This window comes from Wolbachia endosymbiont (group A) of Dendrolimus pini, assembly GCF_964026835.1.
Taxonomy (GTDB): domain Bacteria; phylum Pseudomonadota; class Alphaproteobacteria; order Rickettsiales; family Anaplasmataceae; genus Wolbachia; species Wolbachia pipientis.
On sequence record NZ_OZ034702.1, the window covers coordinates 645008 to 666964 of the forward strand.

Annotated in this window: 19 protein-coding genes, 1 tRNA gene and 2 pseudogenes; 8 read left to right on the plus strand and 14 right to left on the minus strand. The window is 34.1% G+C overall.

Annotated elements, in window-relative coordinates; genetic code table 11:
* Nucleotide 1 precedes the first annotated feature (1 nt).
* Genes AAGD66_RS06995 through rpsB form a run of 5 tightly spaced genes read right to left on the minus strand, consistent with a single transcriptional unit; the run spans nucleotide 2 to nucleotide 3279 of the window.
* Nucleotides 2-265, minus strand: coding sequence for a hypothetical protein (locus AAGD66_RS06995; RefSeq protein WP_039964055.1), 264 nt, complete (start codon nucleotides 263-265; stop codon nucleotides 2-4).
* A gap of 5 nt (nucleotides 266-270) precedes the next feature.
* Complete coding sequence (gene frr, locus AAGD66_RS03160) at nucleotides 271-828, minus strand: ribosome recycling factor (RefSeq protein WP_264723666.1); 558 nt, start codon at nucleotides 826-828, stop codon at nucleotides 271-273.
* Between the two features lie 7 nt (nucleotides 829-835).
* Nucleotides 836-1573, minus strand: coding sequence for a UMP kinase (gene pyrH, locus AAGD66_RS03165; RefSeq protein WP_400771558.1), 738 nt, complete (start codon nucleotides 1571-1573; stop codon nucleotides 836-838).
* A 16-nt stretch (nucleotides 1574-1589) separates the two neighbouring features.
* A complete protein-coding gene (tsf, locus tag AAGD66_RS03170) occupies nucleotides 1590-2450 on the minus strand; it encodes a translation elongation factor Ts (RefSeq protein ID WP_006279981.1) in 861 nt (286 codons plus the stop codon).
* On the minus strand, nucleotides 2431-3279 hold the full coding sequence (gene rpsB, locus AAGD66_RS03175; protein WP_010962661.1) for a 30S ribosomal protein S2: 849 nt from the start codon (nucleotides 3277-3279) through the stop codon (nucleotides 2431-2433). Before rpsB ends, tsf begins: the two co-directional genes overlap by 20 nt.
* A 191-nt stretch (nucleotides 3280-3470) precedes the next feature.
* On the opposite strand from rpsB, the gene AAGD66_RS03180 reads away from it, so the two are divergent.
* The 4 genes from AAGD66_RS03180 (at nucleotide 3471) to AAGD66_RS03195 (ending at nucleotide 7183) form a co-directional block, all read left to right on the plus strand.
* A tRNA-Asp gene (locus tag AAGD66_RS03180) sits at nucleotides 3471-3547 on the plus strand.
* A gap of 137 nt (nucleotides 3548-3684) precedes the next feature.
* Nucleotides 3685-4131: a preprotein translocase subunit YajC gene (gene yajC, locus AAGD66_RS03185; protein ID WP_264723668.1), complete on the plus strand. Its 447-nt coding sequence runs from the start codon at nucleotides 3685-3687 to the stop codon at nucleotides 4129-4131.
* A gap of 32 nt (nucleotides 4132-4163) precedes the next feature.
* On the plus strand, nucleotides 4164-5984 hold the full coding sequence (gene glmS / locus AAGD66_RS03190; protein WP_341814540.1) for a glutamine--fructose-6-phosphate transaminase (isomerizing): 1821 nt from the start codon (nucleotides 4164-4166) through the stop codon (nucleotides 5982-5984).
* A 266-nt stretch (nucleotides 5985-6250) separates the two neighbouring features.
* Entirely contained in the window at nucleotides 6251-7183 is a 933-nt protein-coding gene (locus tag AAGD66_RS03195; RefSeq protein ID WP_015589057.1) for an Rpn family recombination-promoting nuclease/putative transposase, read from the plus strand.
* A 114-nt stretch (nucleotides 7184-7297) separates the two neighbouring features.
* Here AAGD66_RS03195 and AAGD66_RS03200 read toward each other — a convergent pair whose 3' ends face one another.
* From AAGD66_RS03200 to hemC, 3 genes are all read right to left on the minus strand, one after another.
* A complete protein-coding gene (locus AAGD66_RS03200) occupies nucleotides 7298-7489 on the minus strand; it encodes a hypothetical protein (RefSeq protein WP_070356842.1) in 192 nt (63 codons plus the stop codon).
* A 96-nt stretch (nucleotides 7490-7585) separates the two neighbouring features.
* Nucleotides 7586-8473 (minus strand): UDP-N-acetylmuramate dehydrogenase, encoded by an 888-nt coding sequence (gene murB / locus AAGD66_RS03205; protein WP_264723671.1) that lies wholly within the window; start codon nucleotides 8471-8473, stop codon nucleotides 7586-7588.
* Nucleotides 8464-9342 (minus strand): hydroxymethylbilane synthase, encoded by an 879-nt coding sequence (hemC, locus tag AAGD66_RS03210; protein WP_341814541.1) that lies wholly within the window; start codon nucleotides 9340-9342, stop codon nucleotides 8464-8466. Before hemC ends, murB begins: the two co-directional genes overlap by 10 nt.
* A gap of 945 nt (nucleotides 9343-10287) precedes the next feature.
* Between hemC and odhB the strand changes: the two genes are divergently transcribed.
* Nucleotides 10288-11460, plus strand: coding sequence for a 2-oxoglutarate dehydrogenase complex dihydrolipoyllysine-residue succinyltransferase (gene odhB / locus AAGD66_RS03215; protein ID WP_264723672.1), 1173 nt, complete (start codon nucleotides 10288-10290; stop codon nucleotides 11458-11460).
* Between the two features lie 276 nt (nucleotides 11461-11736).
* Here the strand turns inward: odhB and AAGD66_RS03220 are convergent, their stop codons facing one another.
* Nucleotides 11737-13062: an IS4 family transposase gene (locus tag AAGD66_RS03220; RefSeq protein ID WP_264339118.1), complete on the minus strand. Its 1326-nt coding sequence runs from the start codon at nucleotides 13060-13062 to the stop codon at nucleotides 11737-11739.
* Nucleotides 13063-13154: 92 nt separating this feature from the next.
* Here AAGD66_RS03220 and AAGD66_RS03225 point away from each other — a divergent pair.
* Nucleotides 13155-14398: pseudogene (locus AAGD66_RS03225) on the plus strand (recombinase family protein); the annotation flags it as partial.
* 300 nt (nucleotides 14399-14698) lie between these two features.
* Complete coding sequence (locus AAGD66_RS03230) at nucleotides 14699-14875, plus strand: hypothetical protein (protein WP_155115214.1); 177 nt, start codon at nucleotides 14699-14701, stop codon at nucleotides 14873-14875.
* On the opposite strand, the gene AAGD66_RS03235 is transcribed toward AAGD66_RS03230, so the two are convergent.
* From AAGD66_RS03235 to AAGD66_RS03250, 4 genes are all read right to left on the minus strand, one after another.
* Nucleotides 14862-15002 carry a hypothetical protein gene (locus AAGD66_RS03235; protein WP_265035349.1) on the minus strand — a complete coding sequence of 47 codons (141 nt, stop codon included), beginning with the start codon at nucleotides 15000-15002 and terminating at the stop codon, nucleotides 14862-14864. The two genes, AAGD66_RS03230 and AAGD66_RS03235, sit on opposite strands and share 14 nt — an antisense overlap.
* Nucleotides 14989-15813, minus strand: a complete 825-nt coding sequence (locus AAGD66_RS03240; RefSeq protein ID WP_341814542.1) for a hypothetical protein — start codon at nucleotides 15811-15813, stop codon at nucleotides 14989-14991. Before AAGD66_RS03240 ends, AAGD66_RS03235 begins: the two co-directional genes overlap by 14 nt.
* 322 nt (nucleotides 15814-16135) lie before the next feature.
* Entirely contained in the window at nucleotides 16136-18082 is a 1947-nt protein-coding gene (locus tag AAGD66_RS03245) for an ankyrin repeat domain-containing protein (RefSeq protein ID WP_341814543.1), read from the minus strand.
* A 155-nt stretch (nucleotides 18083-18237) separates the two neighbouring features.
* Nucleotides 18238-19374, minus strand: coding sequence for a hypothetical protein (locus AAGD66_RS03250; protein WP_341814544.1), 1137 nt, complete (start codon nucleotides 19372-19374; stop codon nucleotides 18238-18240).
* 87 nt (nucleotides 19375-19461) lie between these two features.
* On the opposite strand from AAGD66_RS03250, the gene AAGD66_RS03255 reads away from it, so the two are divergent.
* The gene (locus tag AAGD66_RS03255; RefSeq protein WP_264339118.1) at nucleotides 19462-20787 is read left to right on the plus strand and encodes an IS4 family transposase; all 1326 of its coding nucleotides are present in this window, start codon (nucleotides 19462-19464) and stop codon (nucleotides 20785-20787) included.
* Nucleotides 20788-20799: 12 nt separating this feature from the next.
* Here AAGD66_RS03255 and AAGD66_RS03260 read toward each other — a convergent pair.
* Nucleotides 20800-21951: pseudogene (locus tag AAGD66_RS03260) on the minus strand (DUF4815 domain-containing protein); the annotation flags it as partial.
* Nucleotides 21952-21957: the final 6 nt, after the last annotated feature.

Sequence of the window (21957 nt, forward strand, 5' to 3'; positions counted from 1 at the left end):
TTTAACCTAATTTTGACTTGAGTGAAATTTTTTGGATTTCAATGGACACCTGGAAGGTGTCAGCTACTTGCATGACAGGAAGAGAGTTACTGTAGTGACACCAATAGTTGATACTTGAATGCAAAATTGGTGTCATCCCAGTGCTCCGACACTGGGATCCAGGAAATTTGATTTCAAACAAGTGCATCAGATAGTTGTATAGTAAAGACTGGATTCCAGTGTCAAGCACTGGAATGACATCATTTGCTATGTAAGCTTTCTCCATATCATTTAGTGATTCAGTATATCCTTTTCTTTGATGGACAATTCACCATCAATTTTTTTTATATTATTATCAGTAATATTTTGTATTTCCTTTTTAGCACCATGAAAATCATCTTCTGAGATTTCTTTATTTTCCTTCATTTTTTCTGTTTCTTCCATAATATCTCTACGTATATTTCTAATGGCAATCCGTGCATTTTCAGCAAACTGATGCAATAATTTCACTAATTTTTCACGGGTTTCTTGTGTCAAGTCCGGAAGAGCTATACGTATGGTGCTACCCTCGACAACAGGATTTAAATTCAAGTTAGCATTTAATATAGCATTTTTCACTTCACCTACAACACTAATGTCCCAAACTTTAATTGATAGGGTTTTGTTATCTATAACCGAAACGCCTGCAACCTGATTTAACTTTTGATGTCCACCATAGATATTTACAACTATACCATCAAGCAACGATGCGCTAGCTCTACCAGTGCGTACACCTTTAATATCATCATGAAAGGACTGAATAGTTTTTAGCATCCTGTCCTTTGTTTTAGTTTTTATTTCATTTAACATAAATTACCTAATGTTTACAATCTGAAACTATAGTATAAGTACCTTGACCCTTAATAATATTGACTATTTTTTCTCCCTTCAAAGAAAAAACTATAATGGGAATAGAATTCTCACGAGCAAGTGAAATTGCTGATGCATCCATAACTTTTAAATCACGAGTCAACAAATCCGTGTAAGAAAGCCTATCATACATTACAGCATCCTCATTTTTTTTCGGATCAGCGGAGTATACACCATTTACTTGCGTACCCTTTAGAATAACATCACAATTCATTTCAACAGCACGTAAAGCTGCAGTTGTATCTGTAGTAAAAAATGGATTGCCTGTGCCTGCTGCAAAAATTACCACTCTACCTTTTTCTAAATGACGAATAGCTTTCCTTCTGATGTAAGGTTCGCATACAGTGGCCATGGGTATTGCAGATAATACCCTAGAAGCTACTAAATTTTTTTCTAAAAAGTTTTGTAAAATTAAAGCATTGATTATAGTTGCAAGCATTCCAATATAATCACTGCTTGCTCTTTCACAACCACTTAAAGACGCAGATGTGCCACGAAAGATATTACCACCACCAACAACAATACATACCTGAACTCCAAGATTACAAACTTCAACTATGCCTTTAGATAACTCACCTATAGTCTCCATATCGTGACCAAATTGCTTTGATCCCATCAAAGCCTCACCAGAGATTTTAAATAACACCCTGGAATATTTTATTTCGCTTTTTTCATTTGTTGAAATAAACATTTTTTGCTATTTAATCTGCATCACCCAAAACAAGTAACTTGTAATTAGAGAGTTTAACAGCACTCAACTCGCTTGATTTTATAAAATCAGAAATCTTCATCTTATCATCCTTTATAAATTTTTGCTCCAGTAAAACAACTTCTTCATAGTACTTAGCCATTCGTCCATCTACTATTTTTTTTGCTACTTCTTCAGGTTTATTTAAGCTCCTCACTTGCTCTTCAATTATAGAACGTTCGTTGTTCAACTTCATTTGATCTAAATCATCTATAGACAAGGCTTCAGGCTTCATAGCAACTACATGCATAGCTATTTGTTTCCCAATCTCTTGTAGCTTCGCCTTATCACCAGATGATTGCAATGCAATTAAAGCACCAATCTTACCTAAGCCATGCGCATCACCATGTACGTAGCCAGCAATAACTCCATCCTTAGCTTCTAAGTAACAAAGCTTGCTTAACTCTAGCTTCTCACCAAGAACTGACGTACCATTCATAATAGCTTCCTGCACTGTGCCAATGCTTTCATACTTGGCATTTTTTAACTCATCAACGCTAGTACAGCGTTCTTGATGAGCAATTGATGCTAAATTTAAAACTAACTCTATAAATTTCTCATTCCTTGCGACAAAATCGGTTTCGCAATTGAGTTCAATCAATACACCACAATTTTCAGTCAAACACATAGCAACGAGCCCATCTGAAGCTACTCTATCAGATTTTTTGTCAGCTTTAGCAAGACCTATTGTACGTAACTTATCAACGGCTTTCTTAATGTCACCATCACATTCTTCTAATGCTTTTTTACAGTCACTTAAGCCAAGCCCTGTTCTATCACGTAATTCTCTTATATCATCTGGATTCATCTTCATTTGTTACTACCTCCCTTTCTTCTTCTTTGTAAACTTTACTACGTCTCCTTTTAGTTTGCACAATACCATCTTCTTTTTCTTGAATAAACTCATCACCCCTTATATCATCAATCTTAACTCCAGATTTTGCTAGACTAGACTCTATTCCAGCTAATATAGAGTCGGTAGCTAATTTACAATAGAGCTCTATTGATTTTCTTGAGTCATCATTTCCAGGTATTAGATAAGTAATACCATCTGGATCAGAATTAGTATCAAGTATTGCAACTATTGGAATTCCTAACTTCTTAGCCTCCTTAACCGCTATATGCTCTTTATTAGTATCAATGATGAATAAGATATCAGGAATTGCTCCCATTTCTCTAATACCGCCAAGCGCCTTATCAAGCTTTTGCTTTTTCTTTTCAATGTTTCCCAATTCTTTCTTTGTTAAAATGCTATCCTCGTCATTTAATATTTTCTCATATTGCATCAAGGTTTTTATCGAAGAAGAAACAGTGCCCCAATTAGTAAGCATACCACCAAGCCAACGATGATTCACATAATATTGACCACAACGAATCGCTTCACTTGCAATAATATCAAAAGCTTGAAATTTTGTACCAACAAATAGAATACGACCACCTTGAAATGCAACGTCATATAAAGCCTTCATGGCCACCTGTAGCAATGGTAGTGTTTTTCGCAAATCAATTATATGTATACGATTTTCTTGATGCACTCCATATATGTATGGAGCCATTTTTGCGTTCCAGCGACTAATTTTGTGACCAAAATGTACACCAGATTCAGCTAAATCACGCACAGTGACTTTAGGCAAATTTGTCATATATCATTCCTCCAAATAGTTTATCTTCCATGGCATAACCCTAATGGGACTACTTGTACAAACCATGTGTGAAATTAAATTATTTACATAGTAATAGAAAAGACAGCAAAGCGCAAACAAAAAATATTGACAAAGGGCAACATGTTTATTAGCTTTAAAGTTGAAGCCCGAAAACGCTAAAAAGAAATTAGGGGGGTGTAGCTCAGTTGGTTAGAGCGCATGCCTGTCACGCATGAGGTCGTGAGTTCAAGTCTCATCACTCCCGCCATATTAGTTTTAGCATAACTTAGAATTCGCAGTATTATTGCCGGTATTGAGAAACGCCTTCACCAAACTTGACATGGCATGGTATTGTAATTAATACTTAAATAGGTTTGTTTTTATCATTAACAATTAGGATTAAATATGCTCATTTCTGAAGTTTTTGCAGCAGATGCAACTAGCAATACATCAAGTATCGGCGCATCTTTTGCTAGTTTTACTCCATTGATTTTAATATTTGTGGTATTTTATTTTCTCATTATTCGCCCGCAACAAAAAAAACTAAAAGAACATAGAAAGATGATAGATCAAATAAAACGTGGTGATACAGTCATTACTTCTGGTGGAATAATAGGTGAAGTTAATAAAGTTGATGAGGCAAATGCACAATTTATAATAGAAATAGCACCAAAAGTTGAGGTGAAAATCCTAAAGTCTGCTATATCTGAGGTTTTAAGCAAAGAAACTCAAAAAGTAGCAGCTAAACCAATTGAAAAAGGCAAAATCGAAAAGAATGATAAAAAGAATAAAAATCAACCACCAGAGGAAAGTAAAAAGGGAAAAGATGATAAAGGCAAAAATGCTACATAACTTTAAAAGAAAGTTCATTTGGTGATCCATTTGTGTGCGGAATATTTGGTGTAGTAAGTAGTGGTGATTCAGTAATACCAACCTTACTAACTGGGTTACAAAAATTGGAATATAGGGGATATGATTCCTCAGGTATAGCAATCATAAATAACGAAGGTAAGATAGAAGTCAAAAAATCAGAAGGTAAAGTCGAAAGGTTATGTGAAGTTGTTGATGACAGCAAGATGTCTCACAGTACAGTTGGTATAGCACATACTCGCTGGGCTACACATGGAGTTCCAGGCCTTAAAAATGCTCATCCCATTCGTACAAATAATGTTGTTGTTGCTCATAACGGCATAATTGAGAATTACAATCTGCTAAAAAAGGGTCTAGAAGAAAGGGGCATGTCATTCCATACTGACACTGACACAGAGATCATACCAAACATGCTAACCTTATATCTCGATGAAGGATTGTCGCCAGTTGATTCTCTATTTAAGTGTTTAAACAACCTACACGGCTCATTTGCCTTGGTCTTATTATTTGCAGAATATCCAGACGCCTTATTTGTTGCGAAGAGAAATTTGCCTTTAGCAATAGGCTATAACTGTAACACAGTGTTTGCTGCATCTGACTCTAATGCTTTAAGTGCATTTGTGGAAAGAATATCGCATTTGGAAGATGATGACATTGCAGTGATAAAATCTAGTGGAGTTAGTATATACAACAATGGTACACAAGTTAAACGCAGTATAGAAAATAGTAGTCCAAGTGATTTTCTAATTAGCAAAAATGGTTACCCTAGCTTCATGCTAAAGGAGATTTTTGAGCAACCGCGTGCATTAAACAAAACAATAAATCAATTTTACAAGCAATATAAAGAGGTAATATTTGCTAACAAAAAATTGTTTTCTGAGCTGAGTTACATTACTATAGTTGGATGCGGGTCATCTTATTTTGCTGGGCTAATAGCAAAGTATTGGCTGGAAAATGTCGCTCAAGTTCGAGTATATCTAGAAACCTCATCAGAATTTAGGTATAGCAACGTCAAGCTGGAAGAAGGCAGCATTGGGTTATTTATCTCTCAATCTGGCGAAACTGCAGATACCATAGAAGCGCTGCGTTATGCGAAATCACAGAAGCAAACAATCATAAGTATAACTAATACATTTAGCAGCAGCATTGAAAAGATCTCAGATATTGTGTTACATACTCTTGCTGGGCAAGAAATTGGTGTTGCTTCAACAAAAACCTTTTCTGCGCAACTTGCAACTTTAGCATGCTTTGTCGTGGAGCTTGGAAAAATAAAAGGTATACTGGGTGGAGAGAGAATAAAACAGCTAAGCAGTGCTATCAATTCTATTCCCGAGTATGTTGAGCACGTTTTGAATGTGATAAAAATACAACATATATCGGGCAGTATATTAGAACACAATAACGTTATTTTAATCGGCAGAGGAAGTTCATACGGAGTTGCAATGGAAGGCGCATTGAAAATAAAAGAGCTTTCATACATCAATACCATTGGTATTGCAGCGGGAGAAATGAAGCATGGTTCTATTGCTTTAATAGACTCTACTGTGCTTGTTATAGCAATTATCCCTTATGATGATTTATTCTTTAAAACGCTATCTAATATACAAGAGATTATTGCAAGAAAAGGCAAAGTAATTGCCTTCAGTGATAAACAAGGAGCGCCATTCCTAAGGGGAGTTTGCGCAGATGTGGTGCAACTTCCAGACACTGATAATTTTATCTCTCCAATCATCTACAGTGTTGCTATGCAATTCCTTGCTTACTTTACTGCAGCAAAAAAAGGGTTAGATGCAGATTGTCCAAGAAATTTAGCTAAGTCTGTCACGGTTGAGTAGTCCATTTAAAGTTAAAGCTAAACTTCTAATTAAGGTAACCAGACTGCATTCTGTGATTTTTAGCAAAACACGATACACAATCGTCATTCCGCTACTAATTAGCGGAATCTATGCCGAGATACCGCGAATGAATCGCGGTATGACGGTTAAGTAATTCGTCATTCCGCTACCTGTTAGCGCCGCGGCGGCATAGCTATCTTCAAAAATATGGTTGAATAATTGTTAATAATAGTGTATAATTATTAATATTTTTAAGCACTTTGGCTATGGCTTTATCTAAGTTTCTCGACCCTAAGCTGGATTTGACCTTCAAAAAAATATTTGGCACTGAAAAAAATAAGAATATTCTCATACATTTTTTGAATGATATTTTAGGGTTTACCGAGATAAATACTATACAAGAAGTGGAATTCCTCAGTACTATAATGGATCCTGAAATTGCATCTGATAAACAAAGTATAGTTGATGTTCTTTGCAGGGATTCTAGTGGGGCCAGGTATGTGATTGAAATGCAGCTTACTCGCGATAAAGGCTTCGAAAAACGAGCTCAATTATATGCTGCTAAGGCTTACTCAAGGCAAGCTGATAAATCTGGTAAGTACATTGATTTAAAGAAGGTTTTCTTTATTGCTATCTCTAATTGTAATTTATTTCCTGATAAGCTTGATTATATATCCAGCCACACTATAAGAGATGAGAAAACCAATGAGCATGACTTAAAAGATTTTCAATTTGTATTTATTGAACTACCTAAATTTCCTAAGAATAAGGAAGAACAGCTAGAAAGCATAGTGGATCGTTGGTTATTTTTCTTCAAATATGCAGATGAAACTACGGAAGAAGACTTAAGGAAAATAGCAGAAAAAGCACCAATAATAAAGTTAGCCTACGATGAATTAGACAGGTTTAGCTGGAATGAAAAAGATTTAGTAGCTTATGAAGAAAGAATAATGGATCTACGCAAAGAAGAAGCCATTCTTGAATACAGACTTGACCTTGCTACTGAAAAAGGCATCCAAATTGGCGAAGAAAGAGGCATCAAAATCGGTAAAGAGGAAGGGAAAATTGAAGGAAAAATCGAAGGAAAAATCGAAGTCGCAAAAGCAATGCTGGCTAACAATGTTGATGTCAACACTATTGTCAAATTTACTGGCCTTTCTATTAGTGAGATTGAAGAATTAAGTGTGAACGGTTACTAATTAAGAACTTTAATTATCAATCATAAATCACTGAATTTCGCTAGTAAATTTGTTGCCATTGTCCATATTGCACAATTGTATATAAGATATAGTATAACAATAGTGTCCGTTCAGCTAATACCAATTCCCACTGCACAATAAACGGATAGATAACAATGGAAAAAAAGCCATACTATTGCCTTTCTTTCTCACTCCACAATTAAATAACTCTACAATATCGCTTATTTGATTCACTAATAATGAGAATTGGTATAACTTTGCTATTTTTCTCTCTAGATTCTTGCAAAGTTCTACAAGATTAACCACATTACCTCACGGTTTCTCTATGATTATTTTTTTAGATTACTTGTTTACCTTATTTGCCGTTCTCCTGAACGAATATACATAAGCTATAAAAACTATCTAATAGCTACCCAAAACCCTTATTTCCCACTCAAGTTCAACATTAAATTTATCCTTTACTGCATCTTTTACTTTGTTGCCAAGGTTTTCCAAGTCAGATGCAGTTGCATTATCGTAATTGAGCAAGAAGTTACAATGTTTCTTAGAGATTCTAGCTCCACCAATATTTAACCCTAGGCAGCCAGATTTATCAATTAACTCCCATGCTCGGTAGTTTTTTGGATTTTTGAATATGCACCCAGCAGTTTTTCCTCTTATTGGCTGGCTTTTATTTTTCCTCTCAATAACTTCCTTTAACCTTTGCAGTATAAGCTCATACTCTGAGTTTACTCCTTTAAACTCAGCTTCAATAAAAATCCAATTTCCTTTTAGGCTATGTCCACGGTAAAAATACCCCATTTCTTCGCTGGAGAACTCATATAGGTTTCCATCCTCTAGATTCACTGCTTTTATGGATTGTACAACACTTGCGATATCACTACCATATGCACCTGCATTCATTTCTATTCCGCCACCAACTGTTCCTGGAATTCCAACTAGAAACTCCAACCCACTAATCTGCTGATTTCCCGCAAAGTGAGCAAGGTTGCTGAGCAGCACAGCTCCCCCAGCTACAATAGAGTTGTTACCCTTACTTTTAATATATGCAAACTCCTTACCTAATTTTACTGTTATTCCTCGAATGCCACTATCTCGCACTATTATGTTGGATGTTGCACCAATAACGCTAACTGGCAGTTCAGTATTTTTAATCAAGTATGTTAAATCTTCAATATCACATGGTTTAAATAATACATCAGCTCGTCCACCAACATTTAACCACGTCGCTTTAGACATTAAGACATCATAACGATAGATTCCACGTACTTTAGGTAAGCTTATAAGCATTTTGGTTTCAACTCTAATCCTGCATCCATACCCATTTTCTCCGCATCTTCTATAAATGAAGTGCGCTCAGTGAAGTATATATTTTTTCCACTTGCTAACATACAACGAAGGTGTAGCATATTTTCGCTCACATATTCAGCCAAAGCTGCAAGTGGTGTAAAACATGAACCATTCACTGTCTTCATAAAACTGCGCTCTGATTTCACTCCTATAAAAGACATATTATTATTAATTTTCTCTAAAAGATCGATAATTTTTACATCATTCCTTCTACATTGAATACAAATCGCTCCCTGTCCCACTGCACTTAACATAACTTTTGGTGGTAATACCTCTGTAATTAAGTGATGTTTTTCTAATCTTATGAGTCCTGCTTCAGCTAAAATTATTCCATCAAAACTTTGATTTTGCAATCTAGTTGTTACATTTCCACGTAGCGGTACTATATTTAAATCTGGTCTAACATTTAACAACTGAACTTTTCTTCTTATTGAAGAAGTGGCAATAGTAGCCTGCTGTGGCAAAGACTCAAGGCTATTGTGTTTATGAGAAATAAACGCATCGCATGGACTTAGCCTTTCTAAAACACAAGGAATTGTTAAACCCCCTGAGAAAAACGCAGGCATATCCTTTAGCGAATGAACTGCCATGTCTATATTATTTTCGAGCAATTCAGCCTCAATTTCTTTGATGAATAATCCTTTACCTCCTATTTCAGCAAGATTTGCGTTTGCATACTTATCTCCAGAAGTTTTTATCTTAACAATTTCAATAGATAAGTTAGGAAAAGAGTCCAGCAACTTTTGTTTTGCTTCCAAAGCCTGGGCAACTGCAAGCTTGCTTCCTCTGGTGCCTATTTTGACTAGCATGTGTACGATTGTTTGTCTGATGTCATTCAAGTAGCTAACTACTTGGATCCAGTTTATATAAACCTTTGCATTTATTGTACTTTAACTTAAAACCAAAAGCAACTTTGACTTTACAAAATAATAACCTTTTATATGCATAAATAAGCTTACTGGATTCTAGTACTTGCATGACAAGGTATAAACCTTATCGTCATACCACCGCGAACCGTCATACCGTCACGGTATCTCTAGATCCCGCTAACACGTAGCGGGATGACGAATTATTTAACCGTCATACCGCGATTCATTCGCGGTATCTCTAGATCCCGCTAACAAGCAGCGGGATGACGGTTGTCGTTTAGCTATAAATATTAAAAAATTTACCAAACGAAAAAAAAGGCAAAAGAAGCCCCGTGGTTGGCTAGTTACTTACATTATACTTTCAAGTATGGCGTTTTTTTATTCTAAACGTCTAATAACCACGACTCAGCTGCTTTTAAGCTGCAACTAATCTAAATTATAAACATTAAGAAATTTACTAAACAGAAAAAAAGGCAAAAGAAACCCTAGGGTAGCTAGTTATTCACTATCCATCTTTTAAGTTGGCGTTTTTTAATGTTTTAAATGCTTTATAAGCGTATTTCAGCTTGTGTAGGTAAAAACCTAGAAATTTGATAAAGACATAGAGTGCACATAGTGCAAAAAATTAAACATGAGACGCCAGATACGTTGAGTTTTTTTGTCATTTAATCTGTACAGAGAAGATAAATAAATAGCTTCGTTTTCATGATAAGGGAGCTGGCGAGGCTTGTCAAGGAATTTTTATGACTTAGTGTCACACGCTGGAATGACATTTGGGAGTTGTTGTCCACTTCTAAATGATAAGAGCCTCAATGAATTTATTAGTTTATTACATGTCTCTTTTCATGTATAAATCTATAGAAAGTTTTATACGGAAGTTGTTTTATGAGCAAAATTATAGAAATCAGAGCACCAAAAACTCTTGGTGGTGAATCAGTTACAGAAGGTATAGTAAAAATAAAGAAGGGTATTGGAGAAGCAGTAAAAGTAGATGACTTGATCTTTGAAATTGAAACTGACAAAACAGCACTCGAATTAACTGCAGAAGCTTCGGGGCAAATAACTGAATTTCTTGTAAAGGAAGATGATGTAATAAGTCCTGATCAATTGTTAGCGAAGCTTTCCATGGGAGAAGTAAAAGAGGAAGCGAGAAAAGAAGATAAAAGCGAAAGTGCTGCTAAAAAAGATGCTCCATCAGCTCGTAAAATTATGGAAGAAAATGCAATCAGTGCAGAAAGCGTCAAAGGAACTGGCATGGGAGGCAGAATAACAAAAGCAGATGTGATAGGCCATATGAACAAAGCTGAACAACCTGCAATAAAACAATATGAATTGCCAAAAAGTGTAGTAAATGGAGAGCAAAGAGAGGAACGAGTAAAAATGAGCAAAATAAGGCAAGTAATTGCCGCTCGTTTGAAAGCATCGCAAAATACTGCTGCAATACTGACCACGTTCAATGAAATTGACATGAAGAATGTCATGGATCTAAGAGCAAAATATAAGGACGCCTTTGAAAAAAAATATGGAATAAAACTTGGTTTTATGTCGTTTTTTATAAAGGCAGCGGTGCAAGCATTGAAAGAAATTGCTGAAATTAACGCTGAAATCTCAGGCGATGAAATCATATATAAACATTACTATGACGTAGGTGTTGCTGTTGGCACCGATAAAGGTCTTGTTGTACCAGTTATTCGGGGTGCCGATCAGATGTCATTTGCAGAAATTGAGTTGACTTTAGTTGCTCTTGGCAAAAAAGCTCGTGAGGGTAAATTACAAGTATCAGAAATGGAAGGTGCAACATTTACCATCTCAAACGGTGGAGTATACGGTTCACTTCTTTCCACTCCGATAATAAACCCTCCGCAATCTGGAATACTTGGAATGCATTCAATACAAAACAGGCCAGTTGCTGTTGGTAATGCAGTAGAAATCAGACCTATGATGTACATTGCTCTCTCTTACGATCACAGAATAGTTGACGGCAAAGGAGCAGTAACTTTCCTCGTTAAAATAAAAAATTATATAGAAGATCCAAACAGGTTAGTTTTGGAAGTGTGATTATAAAATAAGTGATTATTAATCTAGTGTTGCTAAAAGCCTAAATATCATCTAGCTCTGCCAGCAGTTTAGCAACTTCCGGATGATCAGGGCCATAATGTTTCTTAAAGATGGATGAAGCCCGTGCAAACAACTCCTTTTGTTTCTTATGGTTACCTAGGTCTTGTCGACATAAAAAAATAGTGATATAGAGTACTCTTTATTAATAGGTAAAGAGAATGCTATATGATTTAAAAGATGAGCAATGGGAGAGAATAAAAAACCATACGCGTCAAGTTAAGAGATTGTGAGCAAATTTAGAGAGGTTAAAGTGGATACTCTAGCCCTTCTACGTTTGTCTTTTAATGAAAATCGCGACCAAGTTATAGTGAGTTTTTTAAGAAATGCTTTTAAACTATTAATTTTGGTTAATACTAAAAATAACTCTCTAACCCGCCTTTTTAGCTCAATAAATGCCTTTGTTAAGCTAAGTTCTGTATTCTTTTTCACTTCTGTGCAACCAACTATGCCGTGAAATATAAGAATTGCGCACAATTTAGCATATAGTTCACATAATACTCTGCATGGCTTTCCTTTTAGCTTATCAAGCCTGATATGGCTTTTATACAATTTAAATAATAACTCAATTTGCCACCTTACTCTGTAAATCGTTAATACTTGCTCAGCACTAATTTTATTTTCTGGAACATTAGTTATAAATATTGACCAGTTCAACAATTTTTGATTTCTTTTAGAGGATGTATATCCCTGCGATCTTGCTAATCTATTAGCTTTCCTTCTTCTGGCCATAGACTGTTCTTCAGTTAGTTTCTGACATATAATTCTTACTCTAATTTTTGCTTCTTTTCCTAACAATACCTCGTTTTCTAAAAATAACTTATCCTCTAAACATTCTAATAACTCCATTTTTTGATTTGTTTCTACATCATATATGTTGGTATCGGATTTATAACGACTTATGAAATAAGCTCCTATTTCATTGATTTGTTTAAAAGAACTTGGCACAAAATAACCGAGATCAGATATTAGCAAATCATTGCTTAATATATTACTTAAATGTTTCCTATATCCCTGGTCTGATCTTACCCCCTCCGTTAAATTAAGTTGGTCTATTATCTGATTCATGTAGTCGAAAACTAATTGTAACTTTATTCCAGACTTAGTATTGCTTTCATAGCCACTGTAGCTAGTACCATAACCTTTATACATCTCTTCCATACTGTTAGGTAGAGTAATATAGCTACTGTCCAATAATTTAACACTATTAAATTGCTGTAAGATTTTGCAATCAACTTGCAAGATATTTTTAAAGAGAATCACAGATTCATTATACATCCTTTTCATAAATTCCACTGCTTCTTCAGTAAATCTAAAATCCAAACCTTGTTTTGTTATATCTATCGAGTCCTCGTTTAGTAATTGACACATTGTTTCTACGCTACAATTATCAACTCCTATATTACCCAAGACCATGGCTTTTACGAATGATGAACCTTTTAGCTTTCTCTTTCTTTTTATAAACCTTGTTGTAATTGAGATTTTCTCTGCTTTTTCATTAAAAAATTCTTTGAGCTTTTTTGATAAGCAAGTTATTTTATTCATTGGTTCTCTCACTAAAAGTATATCTGGGAGAACTTATACCTTATTATTCTATCTCTTTCATACCTTTATTTCCTTAACTTGACGCGTATGATACGCTAGACAGGCTGTCAAGGGAAACAAAAGATAGTATAGAAGTCACATCATTTTTTAGAAGACATAGAGTAAATTTTGTAGCAGTAACGCAGATATTTGATAATAATACGCCAATGGGAAAGTTCGTACAAACGGTGTTATCAGGAGCAGCACAATTAGAAAGAGAGATGATTGTAGAGAGAGTAAAAAATAAAATAGCAACATCAAAAGAACAAGGATTATGGATGGAGGAACTTTGCCGTTTGGGTATGATGTAAAAGATAAAGAATTAATAATAAATGAGAAAGAAGCGAAAATAGTAGGGCACATATTTGAGAGGTATTTGGAGCTAAAGTCAATGGCAGAGTTGGCAAGAGAGTTAAATAGCCAAGGGTACCGTACGAAATCAGATATCTTTAAAAAGGCCACGGTAAGGAGGATAGTAACAAATCCAATATATATGGGAAAGATAAGACATTATGAGAAAGAGTATGAGGGAAAGCATGAAGCAATAATAAAAGAGGAAAAATGGCAAAAAGCACAAGAATTGATAAAGAATCAGCCATATAGAAAAGCAAAATATGAAGAAGCTCTGCTAAAGGGAATAATTAAGTGCAAGAGCTGTGGTGTAAATATGACACTGACATATGCAAAAAAAGAGAATAAGAGATATCGATACTACGTATGTAATAACAACTTAAGGGGAAAGAATTGTGAATCAGTAAATCGAACAATAGTAGCAGGAGAAGTAGAAAAAGAAGTGATGAGAAAAGCGGAGCAGATATATGAAAATTGGAGAGAAAAGACCGAAGAAAAATGGGAAAATTTAAATTTTGGAAAGCAGAAAGAAGTAGTGAAAAAGTTAATAAAAGGAGTAATGATAAAAGAAGATGGAATAGAGGTGAGTTTAGAGGATAAGGTGGAATTTATACCAATAAAAAAGAAAGGAAAGAAATGCACAGTAATTGAGCCAGAAGGTAAAACAAACAATGCACTACTGAAAGCAGTGGTAAGGGCTCATCTGTGGAAACGTCAACTGGAGGCAGGAAAATATGCAAGTGTGAAGGAACTGAGCGTTAAAATTAATATAGGTACAAGAAGGGTACAACAAATTCTAAGGTTAAATTATTTAGCTCCGAAGATTAAAGAAGATATAGTAAATGGGAGACAGCCAAGAGATTTGAAATTAGTTGATTTGAGAGAAATACCGATGCTGTGGAGTGAGCAATTGGAGAAATTTTATGGTCTTGATTGCATTGTTTAACAAGAGGAGATGAAAACATCGAAAATAATAGGAAAAGCTGTTGCAAAAAAAACTTAAGGATTTATAAGGAAACCACTATTGCAAAATATGAAGGACTTCTAATGCACCAGCAGATGTTGAAGAGGTTAAAAATAGTCTTGATGTAAACCAGTGTGACAAAAACTGACATTAAATTATATGAGTATATTAATATAAATAGTAAAGATTTTTAATTTACATATGAAACCAGAGCAAATTATTGAGCAAGAGTCAAACTCACATAACAATCCTTTTCTGCTGAAATAGAACCATGTTTTTATAGTGAAGGAAATCCGTATATACGAAAAATCATCAAATCAACCAATTGCGGCTGGTGTTGTTGGTGCGTTATTATTGGTGAGCTGTGTTGCGTTTTATGTTTTATTTCGCAGTGGCAGTATGTGGTGTATGGATTTTGCGTTGTATAATGCTACAAAGCCGAATACTAAACTTGAGTAGGTCTATTATCCAGCCTTCTTTGAATCCTGCACAGTTGAGAAAATCCATAATCATCAAGTAAAACTTTTAAATTAGGTAATTTCTTCTCATTTGAGCTTATAGAGCATACTTTTTTAACCATGAGCATGATTATTGCTCCGGACAGGAGGTTCCACATTTTCCAGATAGCCATGACTGTCTACTTTCAATTCATTTCCTAAGTTGTGCTCTATTTTTGTTGCAAACGTAAATCCTAATATTTTGCAAAATTTTTCGAAATATTCTCTTATAATATCAAATAAACTCTTATCGCCATCTTGATAGTTTTTTAACTCCTCAGGAACATCAAGTAATAACTTACCGTCTCTATATATTAGAACCTCTTTACCATTCTGAGATTCAAGTGTAAATTCCATTGAAAATGATATATCACATATTTTTTTCTCAGAAAAATCTAGAAGCTTTACAGGTGCTTTGGGGATTTTACACTCAACTTTTACAGAATTTGGATTTTTGCAGTCAATGTACACTTTTCTCTCAACACCACTATTGACATTCATAAATAATTTATGTTTCTCGTAAAGTTCCATCATAAATGGTCCATATATATGTTCATATCCTGCTTGATTGCAATTAGTAGCTAACTCTTCTAGAATATGATCATTTGGAGCTTCTGCTCTAGAATGTTGAAACATCTCCTTAAAAACCTCTTTTGCAAATGAACGATAATTCTTTTCTCCATTTTTATTATTTTTAACCAAGCTAATATGTTTTTTATATAATCGGTCAACAAAATCCCTATCTATATTCTCTCCGTTAATGATGAAATCCATTCTATTAATGTCTTTATATGCTTGCTCACCAGAATTTGCGCTTTTATTATCTTTAGCTCTTAATTTATTAAAACCAAATTCTTTAATTTTAGCCTTTAATGTAACTATTGGATTTGCTTCTGTCATACTTCCCCCTTACTAAAGCCTTCAAAATTAATTATACTATAGGAATTGTTAATAGATTATTGACGATATATAAGTGTAACGATGGCTTTGTACTACCTGTATAATAAATACGCTAAGGCAAAAATTTAGCTGTAGAAAGAATAATGCAACTTTATCGCATTTCATTTTACTATAACTTGACTATAAGAAAAAATCTTATTTTGATTACTACGAGTAGTTCTATAAACCAAATTAATTGTAAAAAAGAGCGAGTGATTTGTGTAGAGCTTAAGATAATTCGTTTCTTAGATTGCTAATTATCTTAGTTAATATTTAATACCTTCTACCTAGCAATTTCTTCCCTCGAATTAGAAACCCTTCTTAATTCTTCACGTTCTGCCCATTTGTTGTTAGACTCGCTTATTACTTCAGGACGCATTAATCCACCAGATCTTTCAAAATATCCCTGTTTAATAGCATCGTAGACCCAGTAGTTACCAAGCTCGCAATCATTGCCTAACTCTTCTTCGCGATCTTTGAATTTTTCTAATATTTCTTCTCTATTACTCACTTCTACTATAATTTTGCTTTTATTCTGTATGTCAGGATACAGCCTAACGTCTACATTTCCCAAACTAGTATAGAAAGTTAATACTATACTGCTGCCTTCTGTAAGATCTGTATAATTCCTTATGCCATCTTCAGTTTTAATTTCTACTTCACTTTTACCGATCTTTACTATATTTCTTCCACACTTTACATCCCCATCTGTTAGACCTAAATCCCTTGCCCCATCTGTTATCTTTATAATGTCTATTTTACTATCTTTAGAATATTCTAAGTAAAAAACGGAGTTGTCTACTCTTGCATCTTTTAGCTCGCTATTGGTTGCACTTTTTGCGATTTCAATAAATTTATGAGAATTGCTAACATAATCTCTATAAGCTTTTTTTAGGTTAGTTTTATGCTCTTTAAATTCTGATGTCAGTGTGTTAGCATCAACTGTATTACCAAACACTGCCCCTTTTGATACTAATTGACATATTATATTACTAGCAACTTTAGGATTTTTTTCCAACTCACTGATTTTTTTCATCACATAATCGGTAAAAGTGTACTCATTACCTGAAAAGAAATCTTGTGAAAGAGAATAGTTTAATCGTATGCCAGACTTTATAGCATCATTCACAACTTCTTCAAGTTCAGCCATGTTTTGAGCTCGAAATACCTTATCAGAAAACTTATTTAACTTCTCCTTTTGATTTGAAGTTAAATTAACGAGTAATTTACTGGCCTGTCCTTCCTTTTGCTGACGATAAATATTTATACCATAATCTAATGCTCCTGCTTCTAAAAATATCTTTCTTAACTCTTGAATAAGACCTTCATTGTCCCAAGAAAAACGATCAACATACGAAAACACTTTTGATTCACCCATTCCTTGCCGAATATTTAGCACCACTTTTAGGTCTGAATCTCTTTTATGCTTACTTAAAAAGTCCTTTAAATTTTTAGTGCAATCTGAATCGAGTACAAGTAAGTCATACAATTCCTTATTCATCTTTTTCTGTTTATCAGTTAAAAATAATTCTTCAATATCATAGCAGAGGTTATTAGTTGCTACTTGTTGTGGAGTTCTCCCCTTTCTACTTGTTATATTAGGGTTAGCTCCTTTCAAGAGAAGAGAGTTTGCATTATCGTAATGACCTTTAGCAGCAGCAAGGTATAGTGGTGTTTTTCCTTTATTATCTTGTATGTTAGGATCTGCACCTGCTTCTAAGAGTAAATCTATAGCCTGATTTCCTGTACGACGAAATCCACCAATATTTGCTCCTGCAATTGCATGCAATACTGTTGATTGAGATTCTCCTCTTCTGAGATTAAGAATTACTTTTAAATCTTTATTGTTTTTATTATCATGTAAAAATTCTTCAAGGGGCTCAGTATTATCAAATGAACCACAGTTAGAAGCTAAACATTTTAGAGCACTAAGTAACTTTTTGTTTAAATTTTTTTGACTTGGTGTAAGGTCATGATCTAGAGCAAACCAAACACAAATCTGTTCACTTAATCCAAGTTTGCTATCTATCAAAGATAATGGTTCATTATAGTTTCTGACTGATGGTAAGTCTCCTGAGTACCACATATCATTCATCAGCTCATTTAATAAATGCTCTTTAGATGATAGATGTTCTATAATTGATTCATATTCAAAATCAGATGGCTCTGGTTTGGATTTTGGTTTTAGTAGATTGATAATAGATTTTACTATCCCAGTAGACTCACCCATACTTATCCCTCTAAGCTAAGATATATGATACATTGTATGCGATATGTAACATTAAGTCAATAACCATAATCTTTTTACTACTCACGTCGTTAAGCTTTTGTTAAGTTTTTATGGTGAGTAATATAAGATCTTTAGACAATCAAGCAGTGTAGCATTTACCCTACAGTACGGCTTGTTGTCTGTTTTGAATTTGTTACTATCTCACACCAACTATTTTTTTTCTTTTCATTAGATAAGGTAATTTTTTCAGAAGATTGACGTAGTGTTTCATGTTTTTCAAAATATCCTCGTTTAATCGCATCATGTACTGAATATCCACCAAGTAAGCAATTTTCTCCTATTTCTTCCTTATCTTTTAATTGATCAAGTTTCTTCTTGTCATCGTCACTTATCTTTACTTCAATTTTATTGTTGTCTTTATCACTAGAACGTAGATGAATACTAATCTTTCCTACTTCAGTAGTAAAAGACATTTCAATGCCACCTTCTAAAACGTCTGTATAATTTCTTTTTCCTCCTACATTTTCAACTCTTACTATACTCTTTCCAACATGAAATATATGATGTCTAAAACTTAAATCTTTCACTTTTGGATTATTTATAACTTTTGCAACCTCAACAGTGCTATCTTGCGAATATTTTACATAAAAATATCCATTATCCATTTCTACGTGTAAAGCTTTGCCTTGGGCACTACTGTTTATAATACCTTCATCTGCTACACTTTTTAGCTTGTTATCAATTTCTTCACATTCTGCAAAAATCTCATAACTGAACCCATAAGTTGCATACAATAACTTATCATCATAAAAGGAACTGCATTTTACTCTTCCACCTTTTAATAGTAAATTACTTATGATATTGCGTATAATACCTATATTTTTATCATCTGATACACCCTCGTAGGCAGGAATATCTCTTATTCCCTTAGAAACTAAACTTGTTATAGTCTCACTATCGTCTGATAAACTCTCATAAGGTGGTAATCCCTTATGCTGTCGTATTCTATCAGGGATATTTCTTATTTCCTTAAAAATTAAACTTGTTATAGTATACTTATCATCGTTATATTTTGAATTGAGTCTTATCCCTTTTTGCAAATATTTATTTGTTATGCACTCTATACGCTCTAAAGCAGTGTTTGTAAAATTTTCATGCTTATCCCTATAACCTTGATCATTTTTTGTTACTACATCTTTTAACTCTTTACGAAATTCATCAATTAGACTTCTCTCACTTTCAGTCAGTAGTAGATCTAACTTAATTAAAGCAGAGTCTCTTGGACTAATCATACGCGTCAAGTTAAGGAAATAAAGGTATGAAAGAGATAGAATAATAAGGTATAAGTTCTCCCAGATATACTTTTAGTGAGAGAACCAATGAATAAAATAACTTGCTTATCAAAAAAGCTCAAAGAATTTTTTAATGAAAAAGCAGAGAAAATCTCAATTACAACAAGGTTTATAAAAAGAAAGAGAAAGCTAAAAGGTTCATCATTCGTAAAAGCCATGGTCTTGGGTAATATAGGAGTTGATAATTGTAGCGTAGAAACAATGTGTCAATTACTAAACGAGGACTCGATAGATATAACAAAACAAGGTTTGGATTTTAGATTTACTGAAGAAGCAGTGGAATTTATGAAAAGGATGTATAATGAATCTGTGATTCTCTTTAAAAATATCTTGCAAGTTGATTGCAAAATCTTACAGCAATTTAATAGTGTTAAATTATTGGACAGTAGCTATATTACTCTACCTAACAGTATGGAAGAGATGTATAAAGGTTATGGTACTAGCTACAGTGGCTATGAAAGCAATACTAAGTCTGGAATAAAGTTACAATTAGTTTTCGACTACATGAATCAGATAATAGACCAACTTAATTTAACGGAGGGGGTAAGATCAGACCAGGGATATAGGAAACATTTAAGTAATATATTAAGCAATGATTTGCTAATATCTGATCTCGGTTATTTTGTGCCAAGTTCTTTTAAACAAATCAATGAAATAGGAGCTTATTTCATAAGTCGTTATAAATCCGATACCAACATATATGATGTAGAAACAAATCAAAAAATGGAGTTATTAGAATGTTTAGAGGATAAGTTATTTTTAGAAAACGAGGTATTGTTAGGAAAAGAAGCAAAAATTAGAGTAAGAATTATATGTCAGAAACTAACTGAAGAACAGTCTATGGCCAGAAGAAGGAAAGCTAATAGATTAGCAAGATCGCAGGGATATACATCCTCTAAAAGAAATCAAAAATTGTTGAACTGGTCAATATTTATAACTAATGTTCCAGAAAATAAAATTAGTGCTGAGCAAGTATTAACGATTTACAGAGTAAGGTGGCAAATTGAGTTATTATTTAAATTGTATAAAAGCCATATCAGGCTTGATAAGCTAAAAGGAAAGCCATGCAGAGTATTATGTGAACTATATGCTAAATTGTGCGCAATTCTTATATTTCACGGCATAGTTGGTTGCACAGAAGTGAAAAAGAATACAGAACTTAGCTTAACAAAGGCATTTATTGAGCTAAAAAGGCGGGTTAGAGAGTTATTTTTAGTATTAACCAAAATTAATAGTTTAAAAGCATTTCTTAAAAAACTCACTATAACTTGGTCGCGATTTTCATTAAAAGACAAACGTAGAAGGGCTAGAGTATCCACTTTAACCTCTCTAAATTTGCTCACAATCTCTTAACTTGACGCGTATGCTTGACAGCAGCTCTGTCGTTTCTTTAACATTAAATACTCTGGTTACTGGACTTTTCCAATTTGTTTTTACCTCCGTCCAGTGATCAATGTTTTTATTTAGAGTAATTTGTGCCGGGACTGGATCAAAAGCTTGATATGGATTGATCTTTTCTCCTTTGGTCTGTAAAAGCTGCTCCAGTACCGGTTCAAGTTTATAAGGCAAAAGATATCTTTCCCCACCTTTTTCAATATCTGCAACTTCTACATCTATTGGCAGAACTAGCTCTCTATTTACTATTGCTGCAGACTGCGAAATTCCTTGATCACGCATATCATCATCAAAGAACGAATCAACAAATACTCCTTTTTTCGTTGTAGGTTCTCTTGAATTTGCATCATTGCGTAAACGCTCCTGTGCAACAAGAGCATAAAGATCATTTATTCCTTTTTTCATTGCTTCAAGCTCATTCATCGGTACAGCATGAATAGCATTATTCACTATTTTTACCCCTTCTTTTTCTCCGTTTTTCCACGTCTGATGAATGTAGCAGAGCAAAAGTTGTCCGCTAGGTGCTTTAGGCATTGATGGTCGCCAAGGGTGGGAAATTCCTTTTATTCTTCTTACCACTCCTTTGCTATCGATAGTAATTAAATCATAGCGGGGCATTTTCCAGGTGTAATCAACCAGAACCAAGCTGTTATCAACTGCACCTCTTACTTTACATCCCTCTTCACTTATATCTCCAGGGCTTACATGAGTGCGGCAGCGATAGGTTATTTGATAACTACTTCCAGGAGCTGGTTCTTTGCCGGGTAATGACCAATCAACGTTTCCTGCGTTTAGTTTGTAATCTATACTATTTTCATAAATAACATTGCCTTGTTTAACTTGAATAATCTCAAGTACTGCAGAATCAGGTATCGGATCAATAGCTCCAGAATATGAACCATGAGTAATGGTAATGGTTTTTTGAACAGTTATATCTACTTTTTTAATTTCACTTATTGGAAAATCATTAACCTTCAGTTCCATTACTCTTTGGCTATTTGGCTGAAAAGTATGTGGTTCTGATTCAACTGATTTTATATCCGGATCTTCATCAAAAGAAACACGAATACTGTGAGGAAGTTCAATCTCATAGCCATCAACATGAGCTTTGCCCTCATTAATTTTTAA